Origin of the sequence: Pseudomonas hamedanensis, assembly GCF_014268595.2 — a bacterium.
GTDB classification, from domain to species: domain Bacteria; phylum Pseudomonadota; class Gammaproteobacteria; order Pseudomonadales; family Pseudomonadaceae; genus Aquipseudomonas; species Aquipseudomonas hamedanensis.
In genome coordinates, this window is the sequence record NZ_CP077091.1 from 4,283,922 (window position 1) to 4,300,286 (window position 16,365).

The 16,365-nt window shown below is 59.7% G+C and carries 14 protein-coding genes and 1 pseudogene; 7 read left to right on the top strand and 8 right to left on the bottom strand.

Translation table 11 applies throughout. The annotated features are described in order from the left end of the window. Positions 1 to 346 precede the first annotated feature (346 nt). Entirely contained in the window at positions 347 to 1,555 is a 1,209-nt protein-coding gene (gltS, locus tag HU739_RS18555; protein WP_186546017.1) for a sodium/glutamate symporter, read from the top strand. Between the two features lie 62 nt (positions 1,556 to 1,617). Here gltS and HU739_RS18560 read toward each other — a convergent pair whose 3' ends face one another. Further along, positions 1,618 to 2,397, bottom strand: a complete 780-nt coding sequence (locus HU739_RS18560) for an exodeoxyribonuclease III (protein WP_016772543.1) — start codon at positions 2,395 to 2,397, stop codon at positions 1,618 to 1,620. Between the two features lie 81 nt (positions 2,398 to 2,478). Here HU739_RS18560 and pyrE point away from each other — a divergent pair, with 81 nt between their 5' ends. Further along, positions 2,479 to 3,123, top strand: a complete 645-nt coding sequence (gene pyrE, locus HU739_RS18565) for an orotate phosphoribosyltransferase (RefSeq protein WP_186546015.1) — start codon at positions 2,479 to 2,481, stop codon at positions 3,121 to 3,123. A 174-nt stretch (positions 3,124 to 3,297) separates the two neighbouring features. Here pyrE and argB read toward each other — a convergent pair whose 3' ends face one another. The 4 genes and pseudogenes from argB to coaBC form a co-directional block, all read right to left on the bottom strand. Next, entirely contained in the window at positions 3,298 to 4,203 is a 906-nt protein-coding gene (gene argB, locus HU739_RS18570) for an acetylglutamate kinase (protein WP_150593448.1), read from the bottom strand. A 17-nt stretch (positions 4,204 to 4,220) separates the two neighbouring features. Further along, positions 4,221 to 5,624, bottom strand: a pseudogene (locus tag HU739_RS18575) (phosphomannomutase/phosphoglucomutase); the annotation flags it as partial. Positions 5,625 to 5,862: 238 nt separating this feature from the next. Next, complete coding sequence (gene dut / locus HU739_RS18580; protein WP_016772550.1) at positions 5,863 to 6,318, bottom strand: dUTP diphosphatase; 456 nt, start codon at positions 6,316 to 6,318, stop codon at positions 5,863 to 5,865. A 5-nt stretch (positions 6,319 to 6,323) separates the two neighbouring features. After that, complete coding sequence (gene coaBC, locus HU739_RS18585; protein WP_186546334.1) at positions 6,324 to 7,532, bottom strand: bifunctional phosphopantothenoylcysteine decarboxylase/phosphopantothenate--cysteine ligase CoaBC; 1,209 nt, start codon at positions 7,530 to 7,532, stop codon at positions 6,324 to 6,326. A gap of 133 nt (positions 7,533 to 7,665) precedes the next feature. Here coaBC and radC point away from each other — a divergent pair, with 133 nt between their 5' ends. Further along, positions 7,666 to 8,340 carry a RadC family protein gene (radC, locus tag HU739_RS18590; protein ID WP_186546011.1) on the top strand — a complete coding sequence of 225 codons (675 nt, stop codon included), beginning with the start codon at positions 7,666 to 7,668 and terminating at the stop codon, positions 8,338 to 8,340. A 131-nt stretch (positions 8,341 to 8,471) separates the two neighbouring features. On the opposite strand, the gene HU739_RS18595 is transcribed toward radC, so the two are convergent. Continuing rightward, positions 8,472 to 10,058: an ABC transporter substrate-binding protein gene (locus tag HU739_RS18595; protein ID WP_186549746.1), complete on the bottom strand. Its 1,587-nt coding sequence runs from the start codon at positions 10,056 to 10,058 to the stop codon at positions 8,472 to 8,474. 446 nt (positions 10,059 to 10,504) lie between these two features. On the opposite strand from HU739_RS18595, the gene rpmB reads away from it, so the two are divergent. Together rpmB and rpmG are read left to right on the top strand one after the other, a co-directional pair. Beyond that, a complete protein-coding gene (rpmB, locus tag HU739_RS18600) occupies positions 10,505 to 10,738 on the top strand; it encodes a 50S ribosomal protein L28 (protein WP_007920377.1) in 234 nt (77 codons plus the stop codon). Between the two features lie 11 nt (positions 10,739 to 10,749). After that, entirely contained in the window at positions 10,750 to 10,905 is a 156-nt protein-coding gene (gene rpmG / locus HU739_RS18605; protein WP_016772554.1) for a 50S ribosomal protein L33, read from the top strand. Between the two features lie 180 nt (positions 10,906 to 11,085). Here the strand turns inward: rpmG and HU739_RS18610 are convergent, their stop codons facing one another. After that, complete coding sequence (locus tag HU739_RS18610; protein ID WP_186549744.1) at positions 11,086 to 11,448, bottom strand: cupin domain-containing protein; 363 nt, start codon at positions 11,446 to 11,448, stop codon at positions 11,086 to 11,088. Positions 11,449 to 11,675: 227 nt separating this feature from the next. On the opposite strand from HU739_RS18610, the gene HU739_RS18615 reads away from it, so the two are divergent. Beyond that, positions 11,676 to 13,169 (top strand): aldehyde dehydrogenase, encoded by a 1,494-nt coding sequence (locus HU739_RS18615; RefSeq protein WP_186549742.1) that lies wholly within the window; start codon positions 11,676 to 11,678, stop codon positions 13,167 to 13,169. A 263-nt stretch (positions 13,170 to 13,432) separates the two neighbouring features. Beyond that, positions 13,433 to 14,578, top strand: a complete 1,146-nt coding sequence (locus tag HU739_RS18620; protein ID WP_186549740.1) for an MFS transporter — start codon at positions 13,433 to 13,435, stop codon at positions 14,576 to 14,578. Between the two features lie 133 nt (positions 14,579 to 14,711). Here HU739_RS18620 and HU739_RS18625 read toward each other — a convergent pair whose 3' ends face one another. Further along, complete coding sequence (locus HU739_RS18625) at positions 14,712 to 16,274, bottom strand: phospholipase D family protein (RefSeq protein ID WP_186549761.1); 1,563 nt, start codon at positions 16,272 to 16,274, stop codon at positions 14,712 to 14,714. Between the last annotated feature and the right edge of the window lie 91 nt (positions 16,275 to 16,365).

Below are 16,365 nucleotides of genomic sequence, written 5' to 3' on the forward strand. Positions count from 1 at the left end.
ATGCCCCAGACTTTGTCGGGGTATTTTTATTTGTGCAACTGAATAATTGTTTTTTGTTGTAGGAATAATCTCTTGGCGATGTGCGGTTTGCTAATTATTAATCCATGTTTCGCCATTACACCTTTGGTCACAACTGAACGAGCAAGTGCTTATGCCTGTCCTTGTTATTAGCGTGAGAGGGTTGTTAAAGTTGTTCGTGCGATGTTTCGATTGAAACATTTCGATATGTTCAAGCCATCGACGGTTATTGAATTTCCCGGAAATCAGTGTTGAGACAATCAGCCAATTCACCGGTCGAGCTCAGGTAAACGCTCGCCTCGTGAATATTCAGCAAAGAATAATCCACATGATTCAGCTCGATTTTTACGGCACGCTCGTGGCCGCTTCTCTGGTATTACTGCTCGGGCGCGGACTTGTTACGCGTGTTGGCTTTTTGCGAAGTTACAATATTCCTGAACCGGTAGCGGGCGGCCTGGTGGTTGCCTTGCTCCTGTTGATATTGCGCACCTTTGATATTGAGGTGCGCTTCGATACGTCCTTGCAAACACCGTTGATGTTGGCTTTCTTCGCCACGATTGGATTGAGTGCGGACCTTGCCAGTCTGAAAAAGGGTGGCCGCATTGTTGGGGTCTTCCTGCTGGCGGTCATTGGATTGCTGGTGGTGCAGAATGCCATGGGAATCGGCTTGGCAACCCTGCTCGGGCTCGATCCGTTGATGGGCTTGCTGACGGGCTCGATCACGCTTGCCGGCGGCCACGGTACCGGCGCTGCATGGGGCACGGTATTCAGCGAGAAATATGGCTTGGCCTCGGCTTCGGAACTGGCGCTGGCCTCGGCGACGTTCGGTCTTGTCCTGGGTGGTCTCATCGGTGGGCCCGTTGCCAGGTTGCTGATCAAGCGCGTGCAAGTGCCGGGTTGCAGTCCGCAACAAGTGCCGCGACTACCAAGAGGTTTTGAGCAGCCGAACAAGGAACGTTCGATCACGCCCTTTTCCTTCGTTGAAACGCTGGCGCTGATTGCCGTCAGCCTGCTCGCGGGCAACCTGTTGAATGGCTTGCTTCACGGTACTGTCTTCGAATTGCCGACCTTTGTCTGTGTTCTGTTTGTAGGCGTGGTGTTGCGTAACGGGCTATCAGCGCTTGGCTTGTATCAGGTATTCGAACGTGAAGTCTCTGTGCTGGGCAATGTCAGCCTCTCGCTGTTTCTGGCGATCGCACTGATGTCGCTCAAGCTTTGGGATCTGGCGGCGCTGGCATTGCCGATCTTCATTATTCTGGCCGTGCAGGCGCTGGTCATGGCGCTGTTCGCGATTTTTATAACGTTCCGGGTAATGGGCGGTAACTACGATGCGGCTGTGCTGGCGGCGGGGCATTGCGGTTTTGGTCTGGGGGCTACGCCGACAGCGATTGCCAATATGCAGGCGGTGACGCAGCGCTACGGGCCGTCGCAGATCGCGTTTCTGGTGGTGCCGATGGTGGGCGCCTTTTTCATCGACATCATTAACGTTATCGTGATCAAGCTTTATCTGACCTTGCCATTTTTTGCCGCCGTCTAGTACGAGGCGCATGAAAAAGCCCGCATCTTACGGTGCGGGCTTTTTTATGGCTGCGATACGACTTAGATGGTCAGCGTCCAGTCGTAATCGACGATCAACGGCGCGTGCTGCGAGAACCGCGGCTGGCGCGGCAGACGTGCGCTGCGCACCGAGCGGCGCAGGCCTGGCGTCAGGATCTGGTAATCAAAACGCCAACCCAGGTTGAGCATCTCGGCCTGTTCGTTATCCGGCCACCAGCTGTACTGATCGCCTTCACGGCTGACTTCGCGCAACGCATCGACATAGCCCATGTTGCCGACAATCTCGTCCATCCAGGCGCGTTCCGGCGCCAGGAAGCCTGGAGATTGCTGGCTGTCGCGCCAGTTCTTGATGTCGAGCTTCTGCTGCGCAACGTAGAGCGAGCCACAGTAGATGTACTCGCGACGTTTGCGTCGCTGTTTGTCCAGGTACTTGCCGAAGTCGTCCATGAGCTTGAACTTCTGGTTCAAGTCCTCATCGCCGTTCATCCCGGAGGGAAACAGCAAGGTGGCAATACTGACTTTGTCGAAATCTGCTTGCAGGTAGCGCCCGTAGCGGTCGGCCGTCTCGAAACCGAGACCGCTGATGACAGCCTTCGGTTGCAACCGCGAATACAAAGCCACGCCACCTTGGGCAGGGACTTCAGCATCGCAGGCATAAAGGAAGTAGCCATCCAGTTGGAAGGCTGGGTCATCCAGTTCAAAGGCGGAGGCACGGGTGTCCTGCAGGCAGATGACGTCGGCATTCTGTGCTTGCAGCCAACTGAGCAAACCACGCTCGACTGCAGCCTGAATACCATTGACGTTCACACTGATGATCCGCATAAATGGCCCCAAAAATCGCGTGCGTGTATGATACACGGCGTCAAGCTAATTAGCTAAATCCGTGGTATTTGGGGTTTTTTCATGCAAGCGTATCAGCGCGATTTCATTCGTTTTGCCATCGATCGCGGGGTTTTGCGCTTCGGTGAGTTCACCCTGAAGTCCGGACGCACCAGTCCCTACTTCTTCAACGCCGGCCTGTTCAACTCGGGTTCGGCCCTGGCGCAACTGGGGCGTTTCTACGCCGCTGCCATCGCCGAAAGCGGTATCCCTTTCGACGTTCTGTTTGGCCCGGCCTACAAAGGCATCCCGCTGGCAGCGACCACTGCCGTTGCGCTGGCCGAACATCATGGGCGTGACTTGCCATGGTGCTTCAACCGCAAAGAAGCCAAGGCCCACGGCGAAGGCGGCAGCCTGGTCGGCGCGCCGCTGGCCGGTGACGTATTGATCATCGATGACGTGATCACCGCCGGTACCGCCATCCGTGAAGTGATGCAGATCATCGCCTCCCAGGACGGCGCGAAGGCCGCCGGCGTGCTGATCGCTCTGAACCGTCAGGAGCGTGGCAACGGCGAGCTGTCGGCGATCCAGGAAGTGGAGCGCGATTTTGGTATCCCGGTGATCAGCATTGTTTCGCTGAATCAGGTGCTGGAATTCCTCGCCGACGATCCGCAGCTCAAGCAGCACTTGCCGGCCGTGGAAGCGTACCGCGCCCAGTTCGGCGTCTGATGGCCTTGTGATAAACCTGTGGGAGCGAGCTTGCTCGCGAAAGCGGTGGGTCAGCTTGCGTCAATGTTGAATGTGCCGCCATCTTCGCGAGCAAGCTCGCTCCCACAGGGATCGCGGTGCAAAAAAGACCCCGCTCAGTCAGACTGAGCGGGGTCTTTTTGTTGGCGCTGGCGCTTATGGACGCTTGCGATTGCTGATCAGCGTGCCCACACCGGTGTCGGTGAAGATTTCCAGCAGGATCGCATTCGGTACGCGACCGTCGATGATCAACGAACTGCCAACACCGCCCTGTACCGCTTCCAGCGCACAGCGGATCTTCGGCAGCATGCCGCCGTAGATCGTGCCGTCGGCGATCAGGTCGTCGACCTGCTGCGTGCTCAGGCCGGTCAACACGGTGCCCGATTTATCCATCAGGCCGGCGATGTTGGTCAGCAGCATCAGCTTCTCGGCTTTCAGGGCTTCGGCGACTTTACCGGCCACCAGGTCGGCGTTGATGTTGTACGACTCGCCGTTTTCACCCACGCCGATCGGCGCGATCACCGGGATGAAGTTGCCTTTGACCAGCAGGTTCAGCAGCTCGGTGTTGATCCCGACCACTTCGCCGACATGACCAATGTCGATGATTTCCGGCTGGGTCATCTCCGGGGTCTGGCGGGTAACGGTGAGCTTCTTGGCGCGAATCAGCCCGGCGTCTTTACCGGTCAGGCCGATGGCGCTGCCGCCGTGGCGGTTGATCAGGTTGACGATGCTTTTGTTGACCTGACCGCCCAACACCATTTCCACCACGTCCATGGTCGCCGCGTCGGTGACGCGCATGCCGTCGACAAAATGGCTCTCGATCGACAGGCGCTTGAGCAGATCACCGATCTGCGGACCACCGCCGTGCACGACCACAGGGTTGATGCCCACGGCTTTCATCAGCACGATGTCGCGGGCGAAGCCGGTTTTCAGCTCCTCGCTTTCCATCGCGTTGCCGCCGTATTTGATTACCAGGGTCTTGCCGACATAGCGTCGGATATAAGGCAGCGCTTCGGACAGGACCTTGGCAGTGTTGGCGGCGGCTTCGCGTTCGAGGGTCATTCAGGGCTCCGGGTGGATCAGAACGGTAGTTGGAGATCAGGTGCAACGCGTTTCAGTTGGGTGTGGAACACATCCTTGATGCGCTGCAATTCAGCCTCGTCATCGGCCTCGAAACGCAGCACCAGCACCGGTGTGGTGTTGGAGGCGCGCACCAGGCCCCAGCCTTTGGCGTAATCGACCCGCACGCCGTCGATGGTGGTCAGGTCGGCGCCTTCGCCCCACTGAGCATCGTGCAGTGCATCAATGATGCTGAATTTGCTCTCTTCGGTCACATGGATATTGATTTCCGGCGTGGAAATATCGTTCGGGAAGGTGGCAAACAGCTCTTCCGCGGTGGATTTTTCCTTGCTGAGGATCTCCAGCAGACGTGCGGCGCTGTAGATGCCGTCGTCGAAACCGAACCAGCGCTCCTTGAAGAAGATGTGCCCGCTCATTTCACCGGCCAGCAGCGCGCCGGATTGTTTCATTTTCTTTTTGATCAACGAGTGACCGGTCTTCCACATTAGCGGCCGACCGCCGTATTCCTTGATCAGCGGCACCAGGCGACGGGTGCATTTGACGTCGAAGATGATTTCCGCGTCCGGATTGCGTGCCACCACATCGCGGGCGAACAGCATCAGCAGGCGATCCGGGTAGACGATGCTGCCGGTGTTGGTCACCACGCCGACGCGGTCGCCGTCGCCGTCGAAGGCCAGGCCGATATCGGCGTTGGTTTCCTTGACCTTGGCAATCAGGTCGACGAGGTTCTCAGGCTTGCCCGGGTCCGGATGGTGATTCGGGAAGTTGCCGTCGACTTCGCAGAACAGCGGGATCACTTCGCAATTCAGCGCTTCGATCAGTTGTGGAGCAATCACGCCGGCCGCGCCGTTGCCGCAGTCGACCACGACTTTCAGGCGGCGGGTCAGTTTGATGTCCTGGACGATTTCGGTGTTGTAGCGGTCGAGGATTTCGACCTGAGTGACGCTGCCCTGGCCGCTGCTCAGGTCATTGTTCTTGATGCGCTCGTGCAGCACCTGGATCTGCTCGTTGGCGAGGGTGTCGCCGGCGATCACGATCTTGAAGCCGTTGTAGTTCGACGGATTGTGGCTGCCGGTCAGCATGACCCCGGACTTGCCGGCCAGCACATTGGCGGCGTAGTACAGCGCCGGCGTCGGCACCAGGCCGACATCGCTGACGTGGCAACCGCTTTCGGCGATCCCGCGGATCAGTTCCGCGACCAGCTCCGGGCCGGACAGGCGGCCGTCACGACCGACCGACACGTTCGGCTCGCCCTGGGCCAGGCTCTGCGAGCCGATGGCGCGGCCGATCCAGTAGGCGGTTTCACCGTTGAGGTATTCCGGCACGGTGCCGCGAATGTCGTAGGCGCGGAAAATGCTGTCAGGCAGCTTCGGGGCAATCTTGGCGGGGGTGCTCATCTGCGGAAATGCTCCATCTCGAAAGGGCGGGACAGACCGGCGAAACGTTCGACGGCAGGCTCAAACTGAAGGGTATGACGGCGTTTTCCACAGAGAGTTCGTGGTATGAAAGGGCCATGACGCCTCGGCTGGCGTGGCTTGCGGCCGGCAAAACCTTGATTTGCGGTGTTAAAACCTGCTGCCGATATAGCGCATTTTTTGTGGCGAGGGGATAAATCCCCTCACCACAATAATTTCTATCCGGTTATTTGGTGCCGGTGTGGCCGAAACCGCCGGTGCCGCGCTCGGTCTCGACAAACTCTTCAACCATTTCAAAATGCGCCTGCACCACCGGAACCAGCACCAGTTGCGCCAGACGTTCGCCGACGGTCATGGTGAAATCGCTCTGGCCACGGTTCCAGCAGGACACCATCAGCGGGCCTTGATAATCGGAGTCGATCAGGCCGACCAGGTTGCCCAGGACGATGCCATGTTTGTGGCCCATGCCCGAGCGCGGCAGGATCAGTGCCGCGAGGTTCGGGTCGCCGATGTACACCGAGAGGCCCGTGGGAATCAGCACGGTTTCACCCGGTTTGATCACGATGTCCTGTTCCAGCATTGCGCGCAGGTCGAGGCCGGCGGAGCCCGGGGTGGCGTATTGCGGCAGCGGGAATTCGGTGCCGATGCGTGGGTCGAGGATCTTGGCTTGCAAAGCGTGCATGTAAATTAAACCTGGTTCAGACGTTCGGCGATAAAAGTGACCAGTTGGCGAGCGATCTTGCTCTTGCTGGTCTGGGCGAAAACCGTGGCGTGCAGCTCACGGTCGATGACGCTGCAGGCGTTTTCTTCGCTGTTGAAACCGATGCTCGGGTTGGCCACGTCGTTGGCGACGATCAGATCGAGATTCTTGTCTTTCAGCTTGCGTGCAGCGTAGTCGAGCAGATGTTCGGTCTCGGCAGCGAAGCCGACACTGAACGGACGGTCGGGACGGGTCGCGATGGTGGCGAGAATATCCGGGTTGCGCACCATTTGCAGGACGAAGCCGTCACCGCTCGTAGGATCTTTCTTGAGTTTATGCGGGGCGACGACTTCCGGGCGGTAGTCCGCCACCGCAGCGGAGGCGATGAAGACGTCGCAGGGGATCGCCGACTCACAGGCGGCGAGCATGTCGCGGGCGCTGACTACATCGATGCGCGTAACGCGATCCGGGGTCGGCAGATGCACCGGGCCGCTGATCAAGGTGACGCGGGCGCCGGCCTCCACAGCCGCTTCGGCGAGGGCAAAACCCATTTTCCCGGAGCTGTGGTTAGTGATGTAGCGCACGGGGTCGATGTTTTCCTGCGTCGGGCCGGCGGTGATGACCACATGCTTGCCGGTCAGGGCCAGGCGCTGGAAGCAATCGGCGGCGAGTAGCGCCAGATCGGTGGCTTCCATCATGCGGCCCATGCCGACGTCGCCGCAGGCCTGGCTGCCCGAGGCCGGGCCGAAGGTCTTCAGGCCACGGCTTTCGAGGACTTGCAGGTTGGCCTGGGTCGCCGGGTCGCGCCACATGGCCTGGTTCATTGCCGGCGCAACGGCGACGACGGCGTCGGTGGCCAGCACCAGCGTGGTCAGCAAATCGTTGGCGATGCCTTGGGCGAGGCGGGCGATCAGGTCAGCGGTAGCCGGGGCGATCAGCACCAGGTCGGCCCATTTGGCCAGTTCGATATGGCCCATGGCGGCTTCGGCGGCCGGGTCGAGCAAGTCCAGATGGACCGGGTGGCCGGACAGGGCCTGCATGGTCAGCGGGGTGATGAATTCGGCGCCGCCATGGGTCATGACCACGCGCACTTCGGCGCCCTGGTCGATCAGGCGGCGAACCAGATCGGCGCTCTTGTAGGCCGCAATGCCGCCGCCGACGCCCAGAACGATGCGTTTCCGATACAGCCGCTGCATAGGTCTGCCTTTCATTTCGTTGATGACTGCAGTGCGATGCCCCTCCCCAGGGTTGAATCGACCGCAAAAAAGATGGGCTAAGATATCACAGCGACCGCTACGGAACAGCGGCGCCCACAGACAGGGAGGTGCTATGAGTATTCGCGATTGGCCAGCGGCGGAACGGCCGCGGGAGAAACTGCTGGAACAGGGCTCGGGAAGCCTTTCGGATGCCGAATTACTGGCGATTTTTCTACGCACCGGAGTCTCCGGCAAAAGCGCTGTGGATCTGGCGCGACACCTTTTGAGCCAATTCGGCAGCCTGCGTGTACTGCTCGATGCCGATCTTGGCTCGTTCAGCGAGCAGTTGGGCCTGGGGCCGGCGAAATATGCGCAGTTACAGGCGGTGCTGGAAATGGGGCGGCGGCATCTGGCAGAACGAATGCGGCAGAAACCCGCGCTGGAAAACCCTCAGGTCGTACGCGACTACCTCAAGGCCATGCTGCGGCATGAGCCGCACGAGGTGTTCGGCTGCCTGTTTCTGGATTCGAAACATCAGGTGTTGAACTTCGAAGCGCTGTTTCGCGGCTCGATCGACAACACTAGTGTGCACCCACGAGAAGTGGTGAAGCGGGCGCTGGCCAATAACGCGGCGGCCGTCATTCTCTGTCATAACCATCCGTCCGGGAACACCGATCCGAGTCAGGCGGATCGTCTGCTGACCAAGCGCTTGCAAAAGGCGCTGGAGCTGATCGATGTGCGGGTGCTCGATCATTTCATCATTGGCGATGGCGAGCCGCTGTCGATGGCGGAGTGTGGCTGGATGTAGCTCTCGAAGGCAACGCGGTCCCCTGTAGGAGTGAGCCTGCTCGCGATGGCGGTATTTCAGTCAACCCATGCGGTGACTGGAAGATTGCTATCGCGAGCAGGCTCACTCCTACAGGTTTTGTGCAGGGCAGGTTATTTGAGGTTGACCCTGGAGTAGTCCTGCCGGCCAAACGGGCTCACCGAGTAACCCTGAACATCCTTGCGCGTCAGTGCATACGCCGTCGGGTGCGCCAACGGCAGCCACAACGCCTGCTGCTGAATCTGCGCCTGTGCCTGTTCATACAGCTTGGTACGCACGCCTTGTTCGCTGGTGGTCTTGCCGGCGCTGATCAGCTTGTCCAGGTCGGCGTTGCAGTACCGCGCGAAGTTGGTGCCGGACTTCACCGCCGCGCAGGAAAACTGCGGCGTGAGGAAGTTGTCCGGGTCGCCGTTGTCGCCGGCCCAGCCCATGAACAGCAGGTCATGCTCGCCAGCCTTGGCGCGACGAATCAGCTCGCCCCATTCGATCACGCGGATTTCCGCCTGGATGCCGATCTCGGCCAGATCCGACTGCAGCATCTGCGCGCCGAGGCTCGGGTTCGGGTTGAGCAGGCTGCCTGACGGACGCGTCCAGATGGTGGTCTGGAAGCCATCCTTCAAACCGGCCTTGGCCAGCAGCGCCTTGGCTTTGGCTACGTCGTGCGGGTAGCCCGGCAGGTTCTTCGCGTAGCTCCAGGTGTTCGGCGGGTAAGGGCCGTTGGCTGCTTCGGCGGTGTCCTCGAACACTGCTTTGATGTAGTTGGCCTTGTCGAATGCAAGGTTGATGGCCTGGCGTACTTCCGGCTTGTCCAGCGGCGGGTGCTGGCTGTTGATGCCGACGAACGCAGTCATGAATGCGTCAGTCTTTTCGACTTTTAACGTCGGCTCTTTCAGCGCCGCCTGTACGTCCAATGGTTTTGGCGACAGGGCGATCTGGCATTCATTGCGCCGCAGCTTTTGCAGGCGCACGTTGGCGTCCGGGGTGATGGCAAAAATCAGCGGATCGACCGAGGGCTTGCCGCCGAAATAATCCGGGTTGGCCTTGTAGCGGATCGCCGCGTCTTTTTGGAACCGGTTGAACACAAACGGCCCGGTGCCGATCGGCTGGCTGTTGAGCTTGTCCGTGGCGTTGGCCTTGATCAGCTTGTCGGCGTATTCGGCCGAATAGATCGAGGCGAAACCCATGCTCAGCGTCGCGAGGAAAGTCGAGTCCGGGTGATCAAGCGTGAAACGCACCGTCAGCGGGTCGAGCGCATCGATCTTCTTGATCAGCGCAGGCAGTTGCATCGACTGCGCATGGGGGAAGCCGCTCTGCGCGACTTTGTGCCAAGGATTGGCCGGGTCGAGCATGCGATCGAAACTGAATTTGACGTCTTCGGCGGTCAGCTCGCGGCTCGGTTTGAAGTAATCGGTGGTGTGAAACTTCACCTTTGGACGCAGCTTGAAGACATAGGCCAGGCCGTCGCTGCTGATCTCCCAACTGTCGGCCAGGCTCGGTACGACCTTGCCACTGGCGGTATCGAAATCCACCAGGCGGTTCATCAACACGTCAGCCGAGGCATTGGTGGTGGTCAGCGAGTTGTACTGCACCACATCGAACCCCTCAGGGCTGGCCTCGGTACAGACGCTCAACGCGGCGGCCTGGGCCAATGGGCTGAGCAGGAGCGGGACGAGCAACAGGGGTAGGGCAGCGAGGCGCATGGTCGGTTTCCTTTACAGATCGAAGGCCCATCTGCAAGTGCAGTCTGGAAAAGTCCTACCCTAGAGCTCTGGATTGCAAATGACTATCCCCTTTTTGCATTTTCAGGGGCATGCTGATGCGGTTCCGCTCGATAACGGCGTGATGAAAAGTCTGAATCCCCTGTAGGATGGGATTTCTGCGACGAGTGGTCAAAATCGGTTGCGGCCTTTGTCCAAGGCGCTCGCAGCGGGGAAAAACGCCTTTTTGCCGATTGATTGCACACCGATTGTTGTTGCTCCCCGGTCTTTCTGGTATAAAGCAGCGCTCTTTTCTAGGGGCCCGGTTCCTTCACTGTAGGTGTAGCCGGTAAGACCTCTAAAGAAACGCGGCGCCTGGCGCCAAATGACTGAGAGATTAAGCGGCCAACCCATGCCGGGTTGGGCATGTGGTTTTAGAGGGCTGAGGCATGTCGAGAGTATGTCAAGTTACCGGTAAGGGTCCGGTGACTGGGAATAACATTTCCCACGCAAACAACAAAACCCGTCGTCGTTTCCTGCCGAACCTGCAGCATCACCGCTTCTGGGTTGAAGAAGAGAAACGTTTTGTGCGTCTGCGCGTATCTGCCAAAGGCATGCGTATCATCGACAAGCGTGGCATCACTGTCGTGCTCGCCGAACTTCGCCGCGATGGCAAGATTTAAGGGAGCTAATCATGCGTGAATTGATTCGTTTGATCTCGAGCGCCGGTACTGGTCACTTCTACACTACCGACAAGAACAAGCGTACTACCCCGGACAAAATCGAGATCAAGAAATATGATCCGGTTGTTCGCAAGCACGTGATGTACAAGGAAGGCAAAATCAAGTAATTGATTTTTCCTGACTGCGAAAAAGGCCCGTATCGTGAGATGCGGGCCTTTTTTGTTGCCCTTGAATTATGCGGTGTCTGGTGGGGCCTCATCGCGAGCAGGCTCACTCCTACAGGGGAACGCATTCCAAATGTAGGAGTGAGCCTGCTCGCGATAGGGTCAGATCAACCAACACACCTCTCAAGTCTTCTGTTCGAAGATCACATAAACCTTGCGGCAAGCCTCCAGCACTTCCCACGTCCCGCGAAACCCCGCCGGAATCACAAAGCGATCGCCCACCCGCAAGGTCTTGGCATTGCCGTCGCTGTCACGCAGCACCGAGACCCCCTGAAGAATTTCGCAATACTCATGCTCGGTGTAGTTCACCGTCCACTGACCCACCGCGCCTTCCCACACGCCCACACCCATCTGCCCGCATGGGCTGTCGTACTGGTGAAACACCGCCTGCTCAGGGTCGCCCTTGAGCACTTTGGTCGGGCCCGGGCGATAGCGCTCGGCTTCGCTGCTGGCCAGGCTGATGTCGACGACGTTCTGGATGTTCATTGTTGTTTTCTCCCGTAATGACGGCGCGTTGGCTGGAATGGGCCAAAGTCTATGTTTATTAAAATGAACACCGCAAGGCCGTATCGCTGGCTTATGTCAAATATATTGAAACAAACCCGGCCGCTGGTTTAGGGTGGCGGGTGCCTTGGGCCGAAAGTGCAGGCTGGCCGGGCAGTATTCTTGAAGAGCGCCGCAGCGCTTGTATTCAATAAGAGGAGGACACCCGAATGACCACCCTGACTCGTGCCGACTGGGAACAACGCGCCCGCGATCTGAAAATCGAAGGTCGCGCCTTTTTGAATGGCGAATACACCGACGCCGTCTCCGGCGAAACCTTCGAATGCATCAGCCCGGTCGATGGCCGTCTGCTCGGCAAAATCGCCAGCTGTGACGCCGCCGACGCCGACCGTGCCGTGGAAAACGCCCGCGCCACTTTCAATTCCGGCGTCTGGTCGCGCCTGGCGCCGACCAAACGCAAAGCCACCATGATCCGCTTCGCCAGCCTGCTGAAACAGCATGCTGAAGAACTGGCGCTGCTCGAAACCCTCGACATGGGCAAGCCGATCAGCGATTCGCTGTACATCGACGTACCGGGCGCAGCGCAGGCGCTGAGCTGGAGTGGTGAAGCGATCGACAAAATTTACGACGAAGTCGCGGCGACCCCGCACGACCAATTGGGTCTGGTGACGCGTGAGCCGGTGGGCGTGGTCGCTGCCATCGTGCCGTGGAACTTCCCGCTGATGATGGCTTGCTGGAAACTCGGTCCGGCGCTGTCGACCGGTAACTCGGTGGTGCTCAAACCGTCGGAAAAATCGCCGCTGACCGCTATCCGCATCGCTGCGTTGGCCGTTGAAGCCGGGATTCCGAAAGGCGTACTCAACGTGCTGCCGGGCTATGGCCACACCGTCGGCAAGGCGCTGGGTCTACACAATGATGTCGATACCCTGGTGTTCACCGGTTCGACCAAAATCGCCAAGCAACTGATGGTCTACGCCGGCGAATCGAACATGAAGCGCGTCTGGCTGGAAGCCGGTGGCAAGAGCCCGAATATCGTCTTCGCCGACGCGCCGGACCTGCAAGCTGCCGCCGAATCCGCCGCCAGCGCCATCGCCTTCAACCAGGGCGAGGTCTGCACCGCCGGTTCGCGTCTGCTGGTCGAGCGTTCGATCAAGGACACATTCTTGCCGATGGTGATCGAGGCGTTGAAAACCTGGAAACCGGGTAACCCGCTGGACCCGGCGACAAACGTCGGCGCGCTGGTCGACACCCAGCAAATGAACACTGTGCTGTCCTACATCGAATCCGGCCACAGCGATGGCGCCAAACTTGTCGCGGGCGGCAAGCGCATCCTTCAGGAAACCGGTGGCACCTACGTTGAGCCAACGATTTTTGACGGCGTGAGCAACGCCATGAAGATTGCTCAGGAAGAAATTTTCGGCCCGGTGCTGTCGGTGATTGCTTTCGATACCGCCGAAGAAGCCATCCAGATTGCCAACGACACGCCATACGGTCTGGCCGCAGCGGTGTGGACTCAGGATATTTCCAAGGCGCACCTGACCGCCAAGGCCTTGCGCGCCGGCAGCGTGTGGGTCAACCAGTACGACGGCGGCGACATGACCGCACCGTTCGGTGGCTTCAAACAGTCGGGCAACGGTCGCGACAAATCGCTGCACGCGTTCGACAAGTACACCGAGCTGAAGGCGACGTGGATCAAGCTGTAAGCCGCTGACGGGAGCCCGCTCACTCCGGGCTTCCTGACCAAACAGAGATCCCCTGTGGGAGCGAGCCTCTGTGGTGAGGGGATTTATCCCCGTTCGGCTGCGAAGCAGTCGCTAAACCATTGCACGCGGTGTACCTGGTACATCGTGATTGCAGGTTTTGGGGCCGCTGCGCGACCCAACGGGGATAAATCCCCTCGCCACAGGGGCTCGCTCCCACAGTGTTTTGGGTGAACACAAAAAGAATATCCACAGGAGCGTGGAACATGCGGTGGGCGACGTATTTCGCCGTATTGGCGTCTGTCTTGAGTGTCGGTCTGGCCCTTGGGGTCAGCATGCCGTTGGTGTCGTTGCGCCTGGAGGGCTGGGGTTATGGCTCGTTCGCCATCGGTGTGATGGCGGCGATGCCGGCGATCGGGGTGCTACTGGGCGCGAAGGTTTCCAGCCACCTCGCCGCGTATTTCGGCACGGCGAACCTGATGCGCCTTTGCCTGTGGGCCGGGGCATTGTCGATCGGCTTGCTGGCGCTGTTGCCGAGTTACCCGATCTGGCTGGTGCTGCGCCTGATGATCGGCGTGATCCTGACCATCGTGTTTATTCTGGGCGAAAGCTGGATCAATCAACTGGTGGTCGAAAACTGGCGCGGGCGGCTGGTTGCTTTGTATGGCAGCAGCTACGCGTTGAGCCAACTGTCCGGTCCGCTGCTGCTGGGGGCGCTCGGCACTGAGCATGATTACGGCTTTTGGGTGGGGGTCGGTCTGCTGACGGTCTCGCCGTTGTTGCTCTTGGGGCGCAGTGGCGCGCCCAGCAGTGAGGCCAGCAGCGTAACCTTCAGCGAGCTGTGGGGCTTTGCCCGCGAGTTGCCGGCGATTGCCTGGGCGGTGTCGTTGTTTGCCGCGTTCGAAGCGATGATCCTGACCTTGTTGCCGGTGTATTGCCTGCAACAGGGCTTCACGGCGGACATCGCTTTGGCGATGGTCAGCACCGTGGTGGTCGGCGACGCGCTGCTGCAGTTGCCGATTGGCGCCCTGGCCGATTATCTGTCGCGACGCACGCTGTTTGCCGGTTGTGCGGTGGTGTTGATGCTGTCGAGTCTGGCGATACCGGCGTTACTCGATACGCTGCTGATCTGGCCATTGTGGGTGTTGTTCGGTGCGAGTGCCGGCGGCTTGTTTACCCTTTCGCTGATCCTGATTGGCGAGCGTTATCGCGACGACGCGCTGGTGCGGGCCAATGCGCATATTGCCCAGCTGTGGGGCGTTGGTTGTCTGGTCGGGCCGCTGGCGGCGGGGGCGGGGAGTCAGTGGATCAACGGGCATGCGTTGCCGCTGCTGATGGCGGTGGGGGCGTTCGGGTTGGTGCTGCTGTTATTGCGCCAAGGCGCTTTCGGCCCGATGACCGAGCCTGCCTGATACGGCGTTTCGGATAAACAATGTGGCGAGGGAGCTTGCTCCCGCTTGAGTGCGCAGCGCTCACAAGATCTTTGGGGCAGCTGCGCAGCCCAGCGGGAGCAAGCTCCCTCGCCACAATTAGTCCCCTGTCTGATTACAGCATCCGCTCCAGGCCTACGCGGGTGCTGAACCATGAGTTGAAGCGCCGCCACCAGCTCCCCGGTTCTTTCGTCAGCGTATGCATCTGGCCGTTGTCCTCGGTGACCCAGACGACCTGGCCGTTTTCGAGTTTTGCCTGATAACTCAAGGTCGGCGCCATGCCTTGCAGCGCCAGTGCGCGCACATGCTCGGCGAGTTCCGGGCTGTCGACCAGGACGCCGACTTCGGTGTTCCACAGCACTGAGCGCGGATCGAAATTGAACGAGCCGATAAACGATTTGCGTCGATCGAAGATCATCGCCTTGCTGTGCAGGCTGGAATCCGAGCCGCGATACGAGCGGCTGTAGAAGACTCGCGGGCCGCTGCCGTAGTTATCCCCAGGCTGACGCCGCAGCTCAAACAGTTTCACGCCGTGTTCGAGCAATGCCTTGCGATAGGGCGCATAGCCGCCATGCACCGCAGGCACGTCGGTGGCCTCCAGCGAATTGGTCAACAGGCTCACGGCAACCCCGGCATCGGCGCGCCCGGTCAGGTAGACGAGCCCTGGCTGGCCCGGCACGAAATACGCCGAAATCATGACCAGCTCTTTGCTCACCCCGGTCAGTTCCGGGCCTAACTGCGTGGTCAGCAGAAGGTGCGGATCCGGCTCGCCCTTTGACAGCACCTTGCTCGGTGCGTCCCACAACGCCTGATTCCACGCCCAGATCAGCTCTTTGCGCCAGATGTCCATGCGCGGGTCGGTGGTGAATTTCATCAGTTGTTGATACAGCGCGTGGTTCTGCTTGCGGGTTTCTTCCAGCGACTCCTCAAGGCGTGTACGCGTGTTCTGCAGATCCCTGGCGGTGGGTTGGCTGGAGAGGAATTCGTCGATCGGTTTGCTCAGCGCGCTGTTCCAGTACTGGTCGAAACTGTGCCCGAGTTGCTCGGCCACCGGGCCGATGCTGAGCATGTCGATATCCGTGAAGTTCAGATTGGGTTCGGCGTCGAAATATTCATCGCCCAGATTGCGCCCGCCGACGATGGCCGCGCTGTTATCTGCCAGCCACAGTTTGTTGTGCATGCGCCGATGCTGCACGGACAGATTGAACAGCCGTCCCGCCGCCCGCGTGACGCCGGTGCTGCGCCCCAGGTGCAGTGGATTGAACAAGCGAATCTGGATCTGCGGATGCGCCGCCAGCGTGGCGATGATCTGATCGAGGCCATCGCTGGTGGTGTCATCGAGCAAAATGCGGACTCGCACGCCGCGGTCGGCAGCCCTGAGCACTTCATCCACCAGCATCCGCGTGCTGATGCCGTCGTGGACGATGTAGTACTGCAAATCGAGGCTGACCTGGGCATGGCGAATCAGCTCCGCCCGGGCGGTAAACGCCTCGCCGCTGTCAGAGAGCAGGCGAAACCCCGATTGCCCTTTGTAGGGGGCAGCCTGCGCCTGAATCGAACGGCCGAACGCTGACTCTTTCGCCGGCAAAGCCTGGCTGGGTTGTCGAGGGATATCAACAGTCGCGCAACCGGCAAGTAGCAGCAAGAGCAACGGTACCAGCGGCTGGGGGAGTCCGATTCTCAAGTCAGGTTTCTCCGCTCAGGGGTGGGGCCTGGAGTATGGCACGCCGGTGATGAAGTGTTGTTCGCGGCGAGGGCAGTCGATCCGT